At 66.1% G+C, this 18025-nt stretch carries 16 protein-coding genes; 4 read left to right on the forward strand and 12 right to left on the reverse strand.

The genetic code is table 11. From position 1 onward, the window contains the following. Positions 1–224: 224 nt before the first annotated feature. The 3 genes from ACEN9G_RS22695 to ompR all read right to left on the reverse strand — a co-directional run bounded on the left by ACEN9G_RS22695 (position 225) and on the right by ompR (position 2832). Entirely contained in the window at positions 225–584 is a 360-nt protein-coding gene (locus ACEN9G_RS22695; RefSeq protein WP_413337440.1) for a YXWGXW repeat-containing protein, read from the reverse strand. Positions 585–691: 107 nt separating this feature from the next. Continuing rightward, positions 692–2038 (reverse strand): ATP-binding protein, encoded by a 1347-nt coding sequence (locus ACEN9G_RS22700; RefSeq protein WP_413337439.1) that lies wholly within the window; start codon positions 2036–2038, stop codon positions 692–694. A 29-nt stretch (positions 2039–2067) separates the two neighbouring features. Beyond that, complete coding sequence (gene ompR, locus ACEN9G_RS22705; protein WP_056137191.1) at positions 2068–2832, reverse strand: osmolarity response regulator transcription factor OmpR; 765 nt, start codon at positions 2830–2832, stop codon at positions 2068–2070. Between the two features lie 219 nt (positions 2833–3051). Here ompR and ACEN9G_RS22710 point away from each other — a divergent pair, with 219 nt between their 5' ends. The 3 genes from ACEN9G_RS22710 to ACEN9G_RS22720 all read left to right on the forward strand — a co-directional run bounded on the left by ACEN9G_RS22710 (position 3052) and on the right by ACEN9G_RS22720 (position 7374). Further along, positions 3052–3432, forward strand: coding sequence for a hypothetical protein (locus tag ACEN9G_RS22710; protein ID WP_413337438.1), 381 nt, complete (start codon positions 3052–3054; stop codon positions 3430–3432). A gap of 117 nt (positions 3433–3549) precedes the next feature. Continuing rightward, positions 3550–5433 (forward strand): flagellar assembly protein A, encoded by a 1884-nt coding sequence (locus tag ACEN9G_RS22715; RefSeq protein ID WP_413337437.1) that lies wholly within the window; start codon positions 3550–3552, stop codon positions 5431–5433. A 75-nt stretch (positions 5434–5508) separates the two neighbouring features. Further along, entirely contained in the window at positions 5509–7374 is a 1866-nt protein-coding gene (locus ACEN9G_RS22720) for a M2 family metallopeptidase (protein ID WP_413337436.1), read from the forward strand. A gap of 38 nt (positions 7375–7412) precedes the next feature. Here ACEN9G_RS22720 and ACEN9G_RS22725 read toward each other — a convergent pair whose 3' ends face one another. Continuing rightward, positions 7413–8450 (reverse strand): HDOD domain-containing protein, encoded by a 1038-nt coding sequence (locus ACEN9G_RS22725; RefSeq protein WP_413337435.1) that lies wholly within the window; start codon positions 8448–8450, stop codon positions 7413–7415. 152 nt (positions 8451–8602) lie between these two features. Between ACEN9G_RS22725 and ACEN9G_RS22730 the strand changes: the two genes are divergently transcribed. Further along, complete coding sequence (locus tag ACEN9G_RS22730; RefSeq protein WP_413384565.1) at positions 8603–9067, forward strand: chemotaxis protein CheW; 465 nt, start codon at positions 8603–8605, stop codon at positions 9065–9067. Here the strand turns inward: ACEN9G_RS22730 and ACEN9G_RS22735 are convergent. The 8 genes from ACEN9G_RS22735 to dapC form a co-directional block, all read right to left on the reverse strand. Further along, complete coding sequence (locus tag ACEN9G_RS22735; protein WP_413337433.1) at positions 9064–11031, reverse strand: ATP-binding cassette domain-containing protein; 1968 nt, start codon at positions 11029–11031, stop codon at positions 9064–9066. The two genes, ACEN9G_RS22730 and ACEN9G_RS22735, sit on opposite strands and share 4 nt — an antisense overlap. A gap of 127 nt (positions 11032–11158) precedes the next feature. After that, positions 11159–12046: a 50S ribosomal protein L3 N(5)-glutamine methyltransferase gene (gene prmB / locus ACEN9G_RS22740; protein ID WP_413337432.1), complete on the reverse strand. Its 888-nt coding sequence runs from the start codon at positions 12044–12046 to the stop codon at positions 11159–11161. A 15-nt stretch (positions 12047–12061) separates the two neighbouring features. Then, positions 12062–13213: a succinyl-diaminopimelate desuccinylase gene (dapE, locus tag ACEN9G_RS22745; protein ID WP_413337431.1), complete on the reverse strand. Its 1152-nt coding sequence runs from the start codon at positions 13211–13213 to the stop codon at positions 12062–12064. Next, on the reverse strand, positions 13210–13572 hold the full coding sequence (locus ACEN9G_RS22750; protein WP_413337430.1) for an ArsC family reductase: 363 nt from the start codon (positions 13570–13572) through the stop codon (positions 13210–13212). The genes dapE and ACEN9G_RS22750 overlap by 4 nt, the downstream gene beginning before the upstream one ends. Before the next feature lie 314 nt (positions 13573–13886). Then, positions 13887–14567: a hypothetical protein gene (locus ACEN9G_RS22755; RefSeq protein WP_413337429.1), complete on the reverse strand. Its 681-nt coding sequence runs from the start codon at positions 14565–14567 to the stop codon at positions 13887–13889. Between the two features lies 1 nt (position 14568). Continuing rightward, the gene (locus ACEN9G_RS22760) at positions 14569–15711 is read right to left on the reverse strand and encodes a PilT/PilU family type 4a pilus ATPase (RefSeq protein WP_413337428.1); all 1143 of its coding nucleotides are present in this window, start codon (positions 15709–15711) and stop codon (positions 14569–14571) included. Between the two features lie 163 nt (positions 15712–15874). Continuing rightward, positions 15875–16714 carry a 2,3,4,5-tetrahydropyridine-2,6-dicarboxylate N-succinyltransferase gene (dapD, locus tag ACEN9G_RS22765; protein WP_413337427.1) on the reverse strand — a complete coding sequence of 280 codons (840 nt, stop codon included), beginning with the start codon at positions 16712–16714 and terminating at the stop codon, positions 15875–15877. A 25-nt stretch (positions 16715–16739) separates the two neighbouring features. Next, positions 16740–17960 (reverse strand): succinyldiaminopimelate transaminase, encoded by a 1221-nt coding sequence (gene dapC, locus ACEN9G_RS22770; RefSeq protein ID WP_413337426.1) that lies wholly within the window; start codon positions 17958–17960, stop codon positions 16740–16742. Between the last annotated feature and the right edge of the window lie 65 nt (positions 17961–18025).

Raw genomic sequence — 18025 nt, forward strand, 5'->3', positions numbered from 1 at the left:
GCGACAGGGCCTACAAGTCGACGGGAAAAAATTTATGCGCCTGCCCTCTTGCAGGCGCGGCCGCCGTCCCAATTTGCCATCCTGATTCAGCGCCTTCGGGCGCGTGTCTCCTCTGTCTCCTCCAAGTGCAAACTTGGATTTACCGCCTGGCGCAGCAATGCGCGGGCGGTTTCTTTTTTGTGGTGCGCCCGGCCAGCCTGTCCGGGCGCGGTGCTGCGGCTGCGTCAGTCCCGGCGCGGATTGTTGGGATGATCGTCGAACCGGTTCGGCACGCCGTCGCCGTCACGGTCGCCGCGGCGCCAGCCGCCGCGTTCCATCACCCAGCGGCCGTCGCGCTCGACCCAGGTCGGGGCGCGGTAGGCGTAGCCATGGCGCTCGCGCAGCCATTTGCCGTTCGTCCAGACGTAGCGGCCGTGACGCCATTCCCAATGGCCCGGCGCCCACACGTAGCCGTGGCGCGCGGCCGGGATGCGTTCGTCGCGCGGTGGGGGCGGGGCAGTGCGGATGACGACATCGGCGGCGGCCGGCAGCGCGACGCTGCCGAAGGAACCTGCAACCAAAGCGGCAATGAGCAGTTTTTTCATCTTGGCCTCCTCATAAGTAGGTGTAGGCCGACTGTACTGCCGCGTTGCGGGCGCGACCGTGCGGCGTTTCGCTTAACGCCGCAACTGATGATGCCGGAAGGGAATGCTCAGGTGGCCAGCGGCAACGCGAACTGCAGCACAAGGCCGCCGCCGTCGCGGTTGCGCACGGTGAGCTCGGCGTTGTGGCGGGTGATCACGCGTTCGACGATGGCGAGGCCCAGGCCCGCGCCGTTGGCCTGGCCGCGGGCGCTGTCCAGGCGGGTGAACGGCCGCAGCAGCTGCTCGATCTGGTCGTCCGGGACGCCGGTGCCGTGGTCGTTGATCTCGACGACCGCGCGGCGGCCGTGGCCCGTCATCCTGACGTGCAGGGCCATGTCGATCTCGGTGACGTCCGTGCCCGGCGTCTTGCCGTAGCGACGCGCGTTCTCGATCACGTTGTTGATCACGCGGCGCAGGTCGGTCGAGTTGCCCATCACGTGGATGTCCGCGTCGATGTCGGTCGTCGTGCGCACGTCCGGCAGGCGGGCGGCCGCGTGCGCGCAATCTTCCAGCAGTTCCGAGAGGTTCACCGGCACGAACGTCGCGCTTTCGGTGGGGCGCGCGAAGTCGAGGAATTGGCCGATGATGGCGTCCATCTGGGCGATGTCCGACTGCATGCCGGTGCGGGCTTCGTCCGACAGCGGCGCCATCTCCACTTCCAGCTGCATGCGCGCAAGCGGCGTGCGCAGGTCGTGCGAGATGCCGGCCAGGATGATGGCGCGGTCCTTCTCGAGCTGCTGCAGGTCGTCGACCATCTGGTTGAAGCTGCGGTTCGCCTCGATGATCTCGCGCGATCCTTTTTCCGGCAGCGGGGTGGGGCGCTTGCCCTGGGCGATCGAGCGCGCGGCCGCCGTCAGGCGCGCCAGCGGCAGGTTGACGAGGCTCGAGATCAGTGCCGCGCCCAGCAGCGACAGCACGCCGACCACCGTGGCCCAGCCGAGCCACTGCACGCGCGTGAGGCCGGGCAGCTTGTCGCGCTCGAGCATGAGCCAGTACTTGTCGCCGTCGATGTCGAAGCTGACCCAGAAGCCGGGGATCTCGTTGACCATGCGCGAGAAGCGCGTGTCCGGCCCCAGCTTGTCGCGGACGAGGGCGGCCACTTCCGGCATCAGCGAATTCGGCGGCGGCGGTTCGACCGTATCCGTCGGCTTCACGTCGTAGATGCGGATGCCCTCGTTCGACACCAGCTCGAACAGCAGCTCGCGCCGCAGGTCGGGCGCGGAGTGCGTCAGCGCGGCCTTCGTGATGGTGACGACGGAGACGAGCAGCTCGGCCGTCTGCTCGACCTGCGGGCCGCGCTGGAAGACATTGAGCATGCCGATCCACGAGGCCATCGACAGGCCCGTCAGCATGGACAGCAGGAAGAAGGTGCGCCAGAACAGGCCACTCTTCATCCTGCCGAAAATCCGCGGCATGGCCTGTTCCTTCGACGTTGATGCGAACACTAGCGCGGCTGGCCTTCAGGAATGAATACGTAGCCCAGGCCCCATACGGTCTGGATGTACAGCGGGCTCGACGGGTCCGGCTCGATCAGCTTGCGCAGGCGCGAGATCTGCACGTCGAGCGAGCGGTCGAACACTTCGTACTCGCGGCCGCGCGCCAGTTCCATCAGCTTTTCGCGCGACAGCGGCTGGCGCGCATGGCGCGCGAACACTTTCAGCACCGAGAACTCGCCCGTGGTCAGCGGCACGGTCTCGCCGTTTTTCTTGAGCGTGCGCGTGCCGAGGTCCAGCACGAAGTCGCCGAATTCGAAGGTCTGCGGCGTCTCGCTCGGCGCGCCGGGGATTTCGTCCGGGCCCTTGCGGCGCAGGACCGCGTTGATGCGCGCCACCAGCTCGCGCGGGTTGAAGGGCTTCGGCAGGTAGTCGTCGGCGCCCATCTCGAGGCCGACGATGCGGTCGACGTCCTCGCCTTTCGCGGTCAGCATGATGATCGGGGTCTGGTCGCCGGCACCGCGCAGGCGGCGGCAGATCGACAGGCCGTCTTCGCCGGGCAGCATCAGGTCCAGCACGAGCAGGTCGTAGCGCTCGCGCAGCCACAGCTTGTTCATCGCGGGCGCGCTTTCGGCCGTCACGACCTGGAAGCCCTGTTCGGTCAGGTAGCGGCGCAGCAGGTCGCGCAGGCGCACGTCGTCGTCGACGACCATGATCCGGGCGGAGTGGCCGCCATTCGCGCCGGCCGTGCCGGCATTCGAGCTCGTTGCATTCATCGTTCTGTCGGATTTGTCAGATTAATGTCGCTATGGTAACGTCTTATGGCTCGACGCCAAGGGGGTATCGTTGAGCCATTACATTGTGTTACAAACTTTACCCAATTCGCCTTATGCCCGAAGACGATTCCTCATACACTGGCCTCATCGAATCGCAGCTTACACTACAGCTCAAAACCACAGCTTACTCCTGACACGGCAACGCGAATGAGGAACACCATGAACAGTGCGTTCACACATCACCACGCAGCGAAAAAGGCCGGCCGCCTGGCCCGCCGCGCTGTGCTGGCGTGCGCCCTGGTGCTGGGAGCCGGCGGCGCGTTTGCCCAGCAACACGGCGACCGGCGGGACGACCGCGGCGACCGGGGTGACTTGCAATCGCAATCGCAGCCGCAGTTCTCGCGTTTCCGCCTGCCTCCGCAGGACCGCGACCAGCGCGACGACATGCGCGCCTACGAGGAACAGCGCCGCGCCCAGCAGCAGGAGCAGCGCGAGCAGCAGCATGAGCGCCGCGGCAGCCGCATGACGCCGGACGAACGGCGCGACCTGCGCCGCCAGATCAATGAAGCGGGCATGGACCTGTACCCGCAGCGTCGCTGAAATTTCTTTGCATCAACTTAGTTGCTTGATGTTTATTTTCAGGTGACAACATGATACGCTAGCCGGATTCTGCCGCGGCCCAGCCCATGCCGCGGCATCAACCGCACGGAGCGTATCGTGACCACAGACCTTTCCGTAACGGCGACCCGCATCGCCGCGACCGGTCCCGAGCATTGCATCGCCAAACGCGACGACGGCGTGTATGCCGATCCCTCCGTGCTCGGCACCACGCTGGTGGCCGCCATCGACAACGTCTACCGCGCGGGGAACTACTTCACCGGGATCGATTATCCCGTGCTGATGAAGGCGCTCTTCGGCCACGGTCCCGAGCTGCCGCAAGGGCCGGACGGCACGACGCTCGTGCGCTTCGCGGCCGACATCCAGACCTTCGATCCGGCGCGCCGTGCGCTGTACCGCGCCGTCAAGATCGGACGCGGCTACGCGGAATATTACTTCGAGCCCGTCTGGCTGCCCGACCCGGCCGACCCCGACGCCGTCGGCTTCCAGACCCGCCTCGATCTCGACGAATTCATCGCCGACGTGTGGATCAAGGGCATCCGCTTCGGCCTCGACCTGCCGGCCATCCGCGCGGCGCTGGAATCCACCAGGGCCGACCGCGTCACGGTCGCGCGCCAGCTTGATCCGGTGCCGGGCGAGGATGCGCACATCGTCGAAGTGTCGGATGACCTCCACCGCAGCGACGCGCCGCTCGAACTGGGCAACGGCCGCCTCGACCTGAACAGCTTCCAGAACCGCTTCCCGCAGATCCAGGCCGGCGTACGCCTATTGAAGAAAGTCCCGGCGACGGCGGGCGCGATGGGCTTCGAGATGTCCGGCGCACCGCTGCCGCCCGAGCCGGGGCGCGACGTCGACCTGCCGGCATATGCGGGCACCGGCACGAAGGTGGAGCGCACGCCGGAAGGCGAGTTCCTCGTGTCCAGCGCGGCCGGGTTCCTGATGGTCGATGCGAAGACGAGTCGCATCTCGGTCGAGGACAAGGTCGTCAGCCGCGACGGCGTCAGTGCCAAGACGACGGGTAACCTGAGCCTGACCGGCGACTACGAGGAGTTCGGCGAAGTCCAGGAAAAGCGCGTGATCGAGGCCGACAGCATCACCGTGCACGGCGACGTGTTCGGCAGCCTCGTGTCGCGCGGCGGCACGGTCGATGTGCGCGCGAACCTCGTGGGTGGCAGCGCCCGCAATACGCGCGGCGACATCCACGTGCGCGGCGTCGCGTCGGCGTCGGTGCTGTGCGCGGAAGACGGCCGGATCGTCGTCGAGCGCGCGGAAAACTGCGTCATCGCGGGCACGCGCGTCGAGGTCAACCATGCCGTCAACTGCGAGATCGTCGGCGACGAAGTCGTCGTGAACATGGCCGAGGGCTGCGCGCTCGCGGGCCGGCGCGTGACGGTGGAATGCACGGTGCCGCGCAAGCAGAGCGAGATGCTCGTGGCCGTGCTGCGCGAGGAAGGCCAGCAGATCGGCGAAGTCATCGCGGCGGTGACGCAGCGCGTCGCGCAGTTCGCCACCCTGGCCGCGCAGCTGAAGGCCGCGCAGGATGCGATGACGGGCAAGCCGGACGTGCGCCGCTACCTGATGCTGGCCACGCGCGTGCGCAAGGGCGAGATCGGCCTGACGCCCGAGCAGGCGCGCCAGTTCCAGAAGATGGCGCAGGACGTGGGCCCGGCGCTGAAGGCGATCGGCGACGTCTCCGCGAAGATCAAGGCCACGGAAGCGGAGCAGCAGGCGGGCACGCACATGCTCGCGAACCTCGAGGCGCAGCGCGGCGACGCGGCCAGCGTCTCCAGCGTGGCGATCGCCTCGGTGCAGGGCGAGACGCAGGTGCGCATCCTCGCCTACAGCCCCGCGGGCGGCCAGCCCTGGCGGTGGACGCCGCGCGAGATCCGCACCCGGCTGCGCGGGCCGCAGGCGGGAGAACTCTTGTTCATGGGCGGCGCGGGCAGCGTCGCGTGGTCCAGCGATACCGTCGCCGCGTCGTAAAGTTTATACTTGGGGGTGGCCACCAGGCCATACCCATAACGACTCCAATCCGACAGAGGGGAAACCTTGAACACCATGCGTCCCATCCTCCAGCGCCGCCCGATCGGCGCGCTGGTCGCCGCCATGTGCGCCGGCGCGCTATTCGCAGCGCCGGTCCATGCCGCAACGAAGGCAGCCAGCAGCAAGGGCAAGCCGACCGTGGCCGAAGCAGAGCGCTTCGTCGCCGAATCCGAAAAGAAGCTCGACCAGCTGGGCCTCGACGCCGGCCGCGCCGAGTGGGTGGCCGAGAACTTCATCACGCTCGACACCGAGACGCTGACCGCGCAGGCCAACGAACAATACCTGACCGTGAGCGGCGACATCGCCCTCAAGGCGCGCCGCTACAACGGCCTGAAGGTCTCGGAAGCGAGCGCCCGCAAGCTGATGCTGATGCAGCAGTCGCTGATGCTGGAGAACGCCGACGACCGCGGCGCGTACGCGCGCCTGGCCGCCAGCATGACGGGCGCGTACGGCAAGGCGAAATACTGTCCGGAGGCCGCTGCTGGCGCGGCAAAGCCGGACTGCATGCCGCTGGGCGAACTGGAAAAAGTGCTGGCCACGAGCCACGACCCCGCGCGCCTGAAGGAAGTCTGGCTCGGCTGGCACGCCCAGTCGCCCGCGTACAAGCAGGATTATGCGAAGTACGTCGAGCTGTCGAACAAGGGCGCCCGCGCGATGGGTTATGCCGACACGGGCGCGCTGTGGCGCTCGCGTTACGACATGGCGCCGGATGCCTTCTCGGCCGAGATGGAGCGCCTGTGGCAGCAGGTGAAACCCCTGTACGACTCGCTGCACACGTACACGCGCTACAAGCTGCGCCAGGCCTACGGTCCGGACGTCGTGCCGGCCGACGGCCCGATCCCGGCCCACCTGCTGGGCAATATGTGGGCGCAGAGCTGGGACAACCTGTACCCGATCCTGAAGCCGGCCGGCCTCGAAAAGGGTGAAGACCTGACGGCGCTGCTGGAAGAGCGCAAGACGAGCGCCGTCGAGATGACGCGCTATGCCGAAGGCTTCTACACGTCGCTGGGCATGCGCAAGCTGCCGGCCACGTTCTGGGAACGTTCGCTGCTGACGAAGCCGCGCGACCGCGACGTCGTGTGCCACGCGTCCGCCTGGGACCTGGACGGCAAGGACGACGTGCGCGTCAAGATGTGCATCACGCCGACCGCCGAGGACTTCCGCGTCATCCACCACGAGTTGGGCCACCTGTACTACGACCTCGCGTACAGCAACCAGTCGCCCATGTTCAAGAACGGCGCCAACGACGGCTTCCACGAAGCCATCGGCGACACCGTCGCGCTGTCGATCACGCCGGCCTACCTGAAGAAGGTCGGCCTGATGAAGACGGACCCGGATCCGAAGCAGGAGATCGGTCCGCTGCTGTACACCGCGCTGCAGAAGATCGCGTTCATGCCGTTCGCGTACAAGGTCGACAAGTGGCGCTGGCAGGTCTACGGCGGGCAGGTCAAGCCGGCCGACTACGACAAGGCCTGGTGGGCGCTGACGCAGCAGTACCAGGGCGTATCCCGTCCGGCACCGATCGCGGACGGCGGCTTCGACGCCGGCGCGAAGTTCCACGTCGCGAGCGACACGCCGTATGCCCGCTACTTCCTCGCCCATGTGCTGCAGTTCCAGTTCCACCGCGCGCTGTGCAAGGAAGCGGGCGACACGGGACCGCTGTACCGCTGCTCGATCTACGGCAACCAGAAGGCCGGCGCCAGGTTCCAGCAGATGCTGGAGATGGGTACGAGCAAGCCGTGGCCGGAAGCACTGAAGGCCGTGACGGGGTCGGACAAGATGGATGCGACCGCGATGCTGGAATACTTCGCGCCGCTCAAGACCTGGCTGGATGAGCAGAACAAGCAGCTGGCCGTCGAAGACGCGAAGTTGAAACGCTGATATACGTTCCGCGTGGGCTCCCGGAGCCCACGCGGACGTCAATCGACCGCGGTTGCTTTCAGCACCGCATGGCACTCCGCCGCTTCGGGCGGGAGCCCCGCGAACAGGGCTTCATCCGCCTCGTCGACAAGTCCCTGCGCGACGAGCATCCGCACCTTCCCGAGATAATCCGCCAGCTTGAGCAAACGCCCCAGCGGCGACATGATCACGCCGCGCCGCAAGTCGCCCTGTTCCAGCAGCGCGGTACTGACCGTCTCCGGAAAATTCCACTCGCGCGCGATGCTTGCGCACAGGCGGCGCGTGGCGCGGGCCAGCTGGGCGAGAAACACGTCGGAGCCGAGGCGCTCGCCGTCCTTCGCCTCCTGGTCCATGATGCGCAGGCTGACGATCAGCCCCACGTTCTGCAGCAGCCCGGCGAGGAAGGCGTCGAACGGTTCGACGCCGGCGCCGGCCATCTGGCGCGCGGCGATCGCGCAGCGCTCCGAGTGCGCCCACAGGTGCGGCGCCAGGCGGCGTGTATAGAATCCCGAACGCACGTCGATGATGGGCCGGAACGCGACCGTCGTGATCAGCTGGCGCAAGCCCTCCTGGCCGATCAGGATCACTGCCTGTTCGACGCTCGTGATCGACTGGCCCGTTCCCCGGTAGCAGCTGTTGGCGAGACGGACGACGGCCGCCACCAGCACGGGATCGGTTGCGATGGTGCGCGACAGCGCGCTCCCGGAAAACGTCTCGCTGCGCAGGCTTTGCAGCAGTTGCGGGACCAGTCCCGGCATGCGCCGGACGAGCGCGGCGCCGGACTGCTGCGACGCGACGATCGTGGCCAGCGCCTCCAGCACGCGCGTCTCGGCGTCGGAGAGTTCCAGTCCACCGTCGGCGCGGTCGAACAGCCAGGCGTGCCAGGCGCCGTTGATCCGTTCCAGCTGCTCGAAGGAGACGGGTGCCGTGCCCGGTTGCGGCGCGGGTGACGCGGGCGCGGGAGCAGGGGCGGGGACAGGCTCGACGGCCGGCTGCGGCTGCGGCTGCGGTTGCGCCACGGACGGGCTGGAAAACAGGCTTTGCAGCCACCGGAACATCGTCATCCCCTTTAGGTCAATTCCGAACATTGTACGGACGTAAGCGCCGAGCGCAAGGTAGGAAATGTCTCATTGATTGTTGACTGCACTCAACAATTTCCAATCGTCATCGCCTTAGCATGGCGATCTTGAGGAAAGGATCCGCCATGCACATGACTACGACGACCACCACCCAATTCCTGAGTTTTACCCTCGGCGGCCTCGAGTACGGGCTCGACGTCGCCAAGGTGCAGGAACTCCGGGTACTCAAGGCACTCGAGCGCTTTACATCGGACGGCGAGATCGTCGGCGGCGTGGCCGTCTCGCGCGGCGTGATCATGCCGCTCGTCGACATGCGCGCCGCCTGCGGCACATCGCCGGACGCGCCCGATCCGATGACGGACGTGATCATCCTCAGGCTGTCGACCTGCACGATGGGGATGGTGGTGGATGGCGTGACGGGCGTCGTGTCGCTGGCGCCCGAGCAGGTGTCGCCGGTGCCCGGTGCGGACCAGGCGCAGGTCGATTACCTGATCGGGCTGGGGCAGATGGGGGCGCGGCGGTTGATTCTGGTCGATATCGACCGGCTGATGTCGGTGCGCCGTCCGCAGAAGGACGGCGCGCGCCAGGTCGCCTAGGCTACCAAGCTTTCCAGCTGCTCCTGCAACTCCAGCCACTCGTTCTCGAGATTGCCCAGGTCGCGCGTCAGGAACGCCTGGTCGGCCACGAGATTCTTCAGCTCTTCCTTCTTGTCCGCCTCGTAGATGCCCGGCTCCAGCAGCCGGGCGTCGACCTCGGCCTTTTTCGCGTTCAGCTTGGCCATCTGCTCTTCCAGCCGCTTGATGCGGTTTTCGATGGGCTTCTTCAGCGCGGCCAGGCGCTGGCGTTCTTCCGCTTCCAGGCGCTTCTGTTCCTTGCGGTCGACGGCGGGCGCCGGTGCGGCCGGCGTCGATGACGGCAGCGGCGCGCTCGTGCCGGCATCGCCCTTCAGCTTGGTCTGGAACAGCCAGTCCTTGTAGTCGTCCAGGTCGCCGTCGAACGGCTGCAGGCGGCCGTCGGCCACGATGATGAACTGGTCGGTCGTCGCGCGCAGCAGGTGGCGGTCGTGCGAGACGACGACCAGGGTGCCTTCGAACTGCGCCAGCGCCAACGTGAGCGCCTCGCGCGTCTCCAGGTCCAGGTGGTTGGTCGGCTCGTCCAGCAGCAGCAGGTTCGGACGCTGCCACACGATCAGCGCCAGCGCCAGGCGCGCCTTTTCGCCGCCGGAGAACGGCTTGATGGAACTCGTCACCATATCGCCCGGGAAGTTGAAGCCGCCGAGGAAGTTGCGCAGTTCCTGTTCGCGCGTGGTCGGCGCGATCTTCTGCAAATGCCACAGGGGCGACTCGTCGTGGCGCAGCATCTCGACCTGGTGCTGGGCGAAGTAGCCGATCACGAGGCCCTTGCCGAGGGTCGCCGTGCCGGCCAGCGGCGCGAGGTCGCCCGCCACGGTCTTGATCAGCGTCGATTTACCGGCGCCGTTCACGCCGAGGAGGCCGATGCGCTGGCCCGTCTGCAGCGAGAAGTTCACCTTGTGGACGATGGTCTTGCCGCCGACCTTGTCGCCATGCGCGTCGAGCAGCGGGTAGCCGGCGTCGACGTCTTCCATCACGAGCAGCGGATTCGGCGCCGAGACCGGGTCGCGGAATTCGAACGAGAACTCGGCCGCCGCGCGCAGCGGCGCCAGCTCTTCCATCTTCGCCAGCGCCTTCATGCGGCTCTGCGCCTGGCGGGCCTTGGTCGCCTTGGCCTTGAAGCGGTCGACGAACGATTGCAGGTGGGCGCGCGTGCGCTGCTGCTTTTCGTACGCGGCGGCCGCCAGCACCAGGTGCGCGGCGCGCTGGCGCTCGAACGCGGAGTAGTTGCCCGAGTAGCGTGTCAAGCTGCGCTCGTGGATGTGCACGACCACGTTCACGATCTCGTCGAGGAAATCGCGGTCGTGCGAGATGATGATCAGGGTGCCCGTGTAGCGCTTGAGCCAGTCCTCGAGCCAGATGATGGCATCGAGGTCCAGGTGGTTGGTCGGCTCGTCCAGCAGCAGCAGGTCGGACGGACACATCAGCGCCTGCGCCAGGTTCAGGCGCATGCGCCAGCCGCCGGAGAAGCTGGCGACGGGCTGGCGCATCTGGTCCAGCGAGAAGCCCAGGCCCAGCAGCAGCTGCTCGGCACGGGACTGCACCGTGTACGCGTCGGCGTCGGCCAGCCCCGAGTGGACGTGGCCGATGGCGATGCCGTTCTCCGTCGTGTGGGGCAGGGCTTCCAGGCGGTCCAGCTCGGCCTGCAGGGTGCGCAGGTGGGCGTCGCCGTCGATGGCGTACTCGATGGCGGGACGGTCCAGCGCCGGGGTCTCCTGCGCGACATAGGCCATGCGCCAGCGCGCGGGGAAGTCGATTGCGCCCTGGTCCGGGTGCAGCTCGTTGCGCAGCATCGCGAACAGGCTGGATTTGCCGGCGCCGTTCGCGCCGATCAGGCCGATCTTGTCGCCGGGATTGAGGGTGAGGTCGGCGTCTTCCAGCAGCGGTTTCGTGCCGCGCATCAGGCTGACGTTGGAGAATCGGATCATGGGGGGGGAACTGAGTTATCTTGACCAACGTCGCCCCTGCGAAGGCAGGGGCCCAAGTTCGTGGCAGATCACGCAAGCTTGGGTTCCCGCCTGCGCGGGAACGACGGTTTTAGGGCTGTCTTGGGAATTACTTCGCCAGCTGCTCCGCCGTCAGCAGGAACACGGCATCATCGCCCTGGCTCGTGGTCAGCCACGTGAGGCCCAGGTGTCCGAACGCCGCTTCCGCATACTCGCGCTCGTTGCCGATCTCGACGATCAGCACACCCTCGGGCGTCAGGCGCTCGGCCGCGCCGTCGACGATCTTGCGCACGAGGTCCATGCCGTCTTCGCCGCCGGCCAATGCGATCTGCGGCTCGCGCAGGTATTCCGGCGGCAGCTTGCCCATCGAATCGCTGTTCACGTACGGCGGGTTGGTCACGATCAGGTCGTATTTCTTGAACGGCACGTGCTGGTACAGGTCGGACTCGATCGGGTTCACGCGGCCTTCCAGCTTGTAGTCGCGGATGTTGCGCTCGGCCACGGCCAGCGCGTCCTTCGAGATGTCGACGGCATCGACGACGGCGTTCTGGAACGCGTCCGCCAGCATGATCGCCAGGCAGCCGGAGCCGGTGCACAGTTCGAGCACGTTCTCGACGCCGTCCGGATCCGCCACCCACGGGCTGAAGAAATTCGGGATCAGCTCGGCGATGAACGAGCGCGGCACGAGCACGCGTTCGTCGACGTAGAAGTTGTAGCTGCCCAGCCACGCCTCATTGGTGATGTAGGCGGCCGGCACGCGCTCGTTGACGCGGCGCTCGATGACGGCCATGACCTGCAGGATTTCTTCCGGCAGCAGGCGGGCGTCGAGGAAGGGCTCGAGCTTGTCCAGCGGCAGTTTCAGGGTGTGCAGGATCAGGTAGGCGGCCTCGTCGAACGCTTCGGCGCTGCCGTGGCCGAAGAACAGCTTGGCGCCGTTGAAACGGGTCACGGCGTAGCGCAGCAGGTCGCGGGGCGTGCAGAAATGGGTCGTGGTCATGGCCAGGTCTCGTCGTTATGCCGCGGACGGCGGGATGGTGAGCAATCGCTCCAGCGTGCGCCGGTAGATGTTCTTGAGCGGATCGATGTAACGCACTTCGATGTGTTCGTCGATCTTGTGGATGCTGTCGTTGGGTGGCCCGAATTCTATCACCTGGGGGCAGATGCGGGCGATGAAGCGGCCGTCCGACGTCCCGCCCGTGGTCGAGAGTTCCGTCGTCACGCCCAGTTCCTGCTTGATCGAGCCGCAGATCGCGTCCGACAAGGTGCCCTTCGGCGTGAGGAACGGCTGGCCGGACAGCGTCCATTTCAGGTCGTAGTCGAGGCCGTGGCGGTCGAGGATCGCGTGCACGCGCGCCTGCAGGCTCTCGGCCGTGCTGGCCGTGGAAAAGCGGAAATTGAAGTCGACCTTCAGCTCGCCCGGGATCACGTTCGTGGCGCCGGTGCCGGCCGCGATATTGGACACCTGCCAGCTCGTCGGCGGGAAGTATTCGTTGCCCTCATCCCATTTCTCGGCAGCGAGCTCGGCCAGCGCCGGCGCCGCCTGGTGGATCGGGTTGCGCGCCAGGTGCGGGTAGGCGATGTGGCCTTGCACGCCCTTGACGACGAGGCAGCCGGACAGCGAACCGCGGCGGCCGTTCTTGATCATGTCGCCCAGCACGTGACTGGACGTGGGCTCGCCCACGAGGCAGTAATCGATCGTCTCGCCCCGTTCTTCCAGCAGGTCGCAGACGATGACGGTGCCATCACGCGCCGGGCCTTCCTCGTCGGACGTGAGCAGGAACGCGATCGAGCCGATATGGTCCGGGTGCGCGGCCACGAATTCCTCGACGGCGACGACCATGGCGGCGATCGACGTCTTCATGTCCGACGCGCCGCGGCCGTACAGCTTGCCGTCGCGCCGCGTCGGCACGAACGGCTGCGACGCCCACTGGCTGGCGGGACCGGTCGGCACGACGTCCGTGTGGCCGGCGAACACGAACACGGGCGACGCGTCGCCGCGGCGCGCCCACAGGTTCGTCACGCCGTTCGACTCGATCGTCTCGCAGCGGAAGCCGAGCGGCGCCAGCAGGGCCTGCAGCTTCTGCTGGCAGCCCTTGTCCTGCGGCGTGACGGAGTCGAGCGCGATCAGCTCCTCCGTCAGGAGTTGGGTGCGCGACGGCTTCATGCCGGCCAGTCTCCGAACAGGTCTTCGTACTGGGCGGCCGAAAAGCCGACGGACACGCGGCCGCCGCCTTCGAGAACCGGACGCTTGATGACGGACGGATTTTCCAGCATCAGGTCGAGGGCGCTGGCCTTGTCGACGACCTGCGCGCGGCGCTCGTCGCTCAGCTTGCGCCACGTGGTGCCCTTGCGGTTGACGAGCGTTTCCCAATCGATCTGCTCGAGCCAGCGCGCGACGGTGGCGCGGTCCAGGCCCTGTTTCTTGAAGTCGTGGAAATCGAATTCCTGGCCGTTGTCGGCGAGCCAGGTGCGGGCTTTCTTGACGGTGTCGCAGTTGGGAATACCGTAGAGGGTCTTCTTCATGGCGGGTGGGTATTGCTGTTCGGGAAGGCGCGAAGGATAGCACAGGCAAGCTATCCCACCGACAGTTTACCAATGGCGAAGGGAGGGCGGCGTTATGTACGCTGATTAGACAAGGATTTAACATTTCCGTAAATTAACAACGTGAATCCAACCCTGGAGATCCCATGCGCATCCTTGTCGCTTCCGCCTGTTTCCTGACGTTGCTGGCCGGCTGCGGAGGCCGTCGTGTGGAACGGGACCATGGCCTGCGGCGCCCGCAACGACAGCGGCCCGAACGCGGGCGTGAGCGGAATGACGGTAATGTCGAGGCCGGCTTACTTCTGCGGCTTGAAGGCGTGGCTGTTGTCGAATCCAAACTGCTGTTCGTCATACATCCGCTTCATCTTCCGCACCAGATGCGTTTGCAGGACGGGCGGCAGCTTGAAATAGGACGCGCTGGCGGTGGTCGACCGTTGCAGGTCGAGGTTGCCCGTGATGGCACGGATGGCGACTTTGGCGTCACGGTGAAAAGCGATCATCTTCAGCCGGCCTTCATAGGGGTCGCTCAGCATCTTGCCGTTGTCGCTGGCGTAGAAGCGGTAGACCAGGATCGGATCGACCAGGCCATCGCCGTCGATGTCGTTCAACTCGGTCAGCTTGGTCCACCATTGCACACCGGCCGTCCCGGCCGGTGCGCTGTCGCTGACCGTGCCCATGGCCGCCAGGGTTGGCCCTGCATTTATCTTGAACAAGTGCGCGCCGATCTTGCTCGACAAGGTGTCGTCACCGTAGCGACGGTCGCCGCTTGCGGTCAGGTACACCACGTAGTCGCCGCTCTTGTCGCGATAGCAGAAGTGGGCGAACACCGGCAAGGTCACCTTGGCGGCCTCGAGGGTATCGCGCTGCAGCAGGAAGTCATCGCCGACGCAGCCCGAACCAGGCGCGGCATGCACATTCGAGGACGATAATACGAGCAGGCCACACAGCAGTGCGGTCGATAGGGGACGACCAGTCAAGTCAATTATCCAGCGTAAATTCCGTGAACGACGGCCCATCCGGCTCGGCCGGTTTGGGCGTTTCCTCTTCTTTCGCCTTGCTGTCCGGCCCGTTATTGATCAGCCAGAGCAGATTGGTGGCCGAGTCGGCATTGGCCAGCGCCTCGTCCTGCGTGATGAGGTCGGCCTGCACGAGTTCCAGCAACGCCTTCTCGAACGATTGCGACCCCGGCGACAGGCTCTTGTCCATCGCTTCCTTGATCTGGCCGATCTCGCCTTTTTCGATCAGGTCCGCGACGTAGCGCGTGTTGACCATGATCTCCACGGCCGCCTGGCGCCGCCCGCCGGCCTTCGCGCGCACGAGGCGCTGCGACACGATCGCCTTCACGGCGGACGACAGGTCCTGCAGCAGCGCGGGGCGGTTCTCGATCGGGTAGAAACTGATGATGCGGTTCAGCGCGTTGTAGCTGTTGTTCGCGTGCAGCGTGGCCAGCACGAGGTGGCCGGACTGGGCGTAGGCGAGGGCGGCGGCCATCGTGTCCTTGTCGCGGATCTCGCCGATCAGGATGCAGTCCGGTGCCTGGCGCATCGAATTGCGCAGGGCGACGTCGAAGCTTTTCGCGTCGCTGCCGATCTCGCGCTGGTTGACGATCGATTTCTTGTTCTTGAACAGGTATTCGATCGGGTCTTCCAGCGTAAGGATGTGGCCGTGGCGCTGCTCGTTGCGGAGGTCGAGCATGGAGGCGATCGTCGTCGACTTGCCGGAGCCCGTGGCGCCGACGATCAGCAGCAGGCCGCGCTTTTCCATGATCAGTTCCGACAGCACGGACGGCAGGCCCAGCTCGGCGAGCGGTGGAATCGTGGCGGGAACGAAACGGAACACGGCGGAGATGCTGCCGCGCTGGCGGAAGGCCGACAGGCGGAAGCGGCCCAGGTTCGGGACCGAGATGCCCATGTTGAGCTCGTTGTCGCGGTCCAGCTCGTCCATCTGCTCGGGGGAGGCGATTTCCGACAGCAGCACGCGGATATTGTCCGGCTCGAGTTTGTTCTGGTTGATCGGGATGAGGTTCCCGTTGATCTTGATGTGGACTGGGGAATTGACCGCGAAGAACATGTCGGACGCGTTCTTTTCCTTCATCAACTGGAACAGGCGTTCCATCATCATGGCCTCTCTCCCTTGCTTTGCGGTAATACCCCCCAACGTCGTTCCCGCGAAGGCGGGAACCCATGCTGAGGCACCGACGCCGCATCTTTGCACTGTCGATGTGCGTTCGGCTGTACGATTTCTGATGCCCAGTATGGATTCCCGCTTCCGCGGGAATGACGGATCAAACGCCGCGCAGCAGCTCGTTGATGCCCGTCTTGGCACGGGTCTTCGCATCCACCTGCTTGACGATCACCGCGCAATACAGGCTGTACTTGCCATCGCTAGAGGGCAGGCTGCCCGACACGACGACGGAACCGGCCGGGATGCGGCCGTACGACACTTCACCGGTCTCGCGGTTGTAGATCTTGGTCGACTGGCCGATGTACACGCCCATCGAGATCACCGAGTTCTCTTCGACGATCACGCCTTCCACGATTTCCGAACGGGCGCCGATGAAGCAGTTGTCTTCGATGATGGTCGGGTTGGCCTGCATCGGTTCCAGCACGCCGCCGATGCCCACGCCGCCCGACAGGTGGACGTTCTTGCCGATCTGGGCGCACGAGCCGACGGTGGCCCACGTGTCGACCATCGCGCCTTCGTCGACGTAGGCGCCGATGTTCACGTACGACGGCATCAAGACGACGTTCTTGCCGATGAACGAGCCGCGGCGTGCGACGGCCGGCGGGACGACGCGGAAGCCGCCCTTGGCGAAGTCTTCGGCGCTGTAGTTGGCGAACTTGGTCGGCACCTTGTCGTAGAACTGCAGGCTGCCGCCGAGGCCCGCCGCCGAGCCCATTGGGGTGTTGTTCTCGAGGCGGAACGACAGCAGGACGGCCTTCTTGATCCACTGGTTCACGACCCAGCTGCCGCTGTCCTTCTGGGCGACGCGCAGGCTGCCGTCGTCAAGGCCGGCCAGCACGTGGGCGACGGCGTCGCGCACTTCGGTGCTGGCACTCGTCGGGCTGATGTCTGCGCGCTGTTCCCACGCGGTGTCGATGATGGTCTGGAGTTGTTGGGTCATGATAATGGTCTATACAGGTGGTGTTTCAGGAGGCCTTGAGATCGTTGCAGAACTGGACGATGCGGTTCGCCGCTTCCAGTCCTTCGTCCACTTCGGCGACGAGCGCCATGCGGATGCGGTTGCGGCCCGGATTGCTGCCGTGCGCGTCGCGCGCCAGGTAACTGCCGGGCAAAACCGTCACATTATATTCGGCGTACAGGCCGCGTGCGAACTCCGTGTCCGACAGGCCCGTGCGGCGCACGTCGGCCCACAGGTAGAAGCCCGCGTCCGGCAGCTCCACGTCCATCACCTGCTTCAGGAGCGGGGTGATGAGGTTGAACTTTTCCTTGTACAGCGTGCGGTTCTCCTGCACGTGGGCCTCGTCGTTCCACGCGGCGATCGACGCGGCCTGCACCGGCGGCGACATCGCGCCGCCGCAGTAGGTACGGTACAGCAGGAATTTCTTCATCAGTTCCGGATCGCCGGCGACGAAGCCCGAGCGCATGCCCGGCACGTTCGAGCGCTTCGAGAGGCTCGAGAACACGATCAGGTTCGCGTACGGACGCGTGCCGCCACTCCGGCCCAACTGGTGCGCCGCTTCCAGCGCGCCCAGCGGCGGCGTGGCGCCGAAATAGATCTCGGAATAGCACTCGTCGGCCGCGATCACGAAGCCATGGCGGTCGGCCAGCGCGAACAGCTCGCGCCAGTCGTCCAGCGACAGCACGGCGCCCGTCGGATTGCCCGGGGAGCACAGGTACAGCAGCTGCACGCGGGACCATACCTCGTCCGGCACGCTGGAGTAATCGCAGGCGAAGTTGCGGGCCGGTTGGGAATTCACGAAATAGGGCTCGGCGCCCGCCAGGTAGGCCGCGCCTTCGTAGATCTGGTAGAACGGATTCGGGCTGACGACGAGCGCGCCCGGCTTGCGCGGATCGATCACGGTCTGCGCGATCGCGAACAGCGCCTCGCGCGAGCCGTTCACCGGCAGCACCATCGTGGCCGCATCCAGCGCCGGAATCCCGTAGCGGCGCTCCAGCCATGCGGCGATCGCGGCGCGCAGCGGCTCGTTGCCGTGCGTCGTCGGATACGTGGCGAGGCCGGCCATCGCGTGCGTCAGCGCTTTCTGGATGAACGCGGGCGTCGGGTGCTTGGGCTCGCCGATGCCGAGGCTGATGGCGTTGTAGTCGGGATTCGGCGTGACGCCGGCGAACAGCTGGCGCAGCTTTTCGAACGGGTACGGGTGCAGGCGGTCGAGATGTGGATTCACGGCGATGTGTTTTCCTGGCGATATTCGAGGTGAGAAGGGCAATTATAGCCACGTGCACCCGGGTG

It is taken from the genome of Massilia sp. Masssp94, from assembly GCF_059491305.1.

Excerpts from the sequence above, each read along its gene's own strand:
- ACEN9G_RS22700 (WP_413337439.1), bottom strand. The coding sequence starts at position 2,038 with ATGCCGCGGATTTTCGGCAGGATGAAGAGTGGCCTGTTCTGGCGCACC.
- ACEN9G_RS22730 (WP_413384565.1), top strand. The coding sequence starts at position 8,603 with ATGACTACGACGACCACCACCCAATTCCTGAGTTTTACCCTCGGCGGC.
- prmB (WP_413337432.1), bottom strand. The coding sequence starts at position 12,046 with ATGACCACGACCCATTTCTGCACGCCCCGCGACCTGCTGCGCTACGCC.
- ompR (WP_056137191.1), bottom strand. The coding sequence starts at position 2,832 with ATGAATGCAACGAGCTCGAATGCCGGCACGGCCGGCGCGAATGGCGGC.
- ACEN9G_RS22750 (WP_413337430.1), bottom strand. The coding sequence starts at position 13,572 with ATGAAGAAGACCCTCTACGGTATTCCCAACTGCGACACCGTCAAGAAA.
- ACEN9G_RS22720 (WP_413337436.1), top strand. The coding sequence starts at position 5,509 with ATGCGTCCCATCCTCCAGCGCCGCCCGATCGGCGCGCTGGTCGCCGCC.
- dapD (WP_413337427.1), bottom strand. The coding sequence starts at position 16,714 with ATGACCCAACAACTCCAGACCATCATCGACACCGCGTGGGAACAGCGC.
- ACEN9G_RS22760 (WP_413337428.1), bottom strand. The coding sequence starts at position 15,711 with ATGATGATGGAACGCCTGTTCCAGTTGATGAAGGAAAAGAACGCGTCC.
- dapE (WP_413337431.1), bottom strand. The coding sequence starts at position 13,213 with ATGAAGCCGTCGCGCACCCAACTCCTGACGGAGGAGCTGATCGCGCTC.
- ACEN9G_RS22725 (WP_413337435.1), bottom strand. The coding sequence starts at position 8,450 with ATGTTCCGGTGGCTGCAAAGCCTGTTTTCCAGCCCGTCCGTGGCGCAA.
- ACEN9G_RS22695 (WP_413337440.1), bottom strand. The coding sequence starts at position 584 with ATGAAAAAACTGCTCATTGCCGCTTTGGTTGCAGGTTCCTTCGGCAGC.
- ACEN9G_RS22735 (WP_413337433.1), bottom strand. The coding sequence starts at position 11,031 with ATGATCCGATTCTCCAACGTCAGCCTGATGCGCGGCACGAAACCGCTG.
- ACEN9G_RS22710 (WP_413337438.1), top strand. The coding sequence starts at position 3,052 with ATGAACAGTGCGTTCACACATCACCACGCAGCGAAAAAGGCCGGCCGC.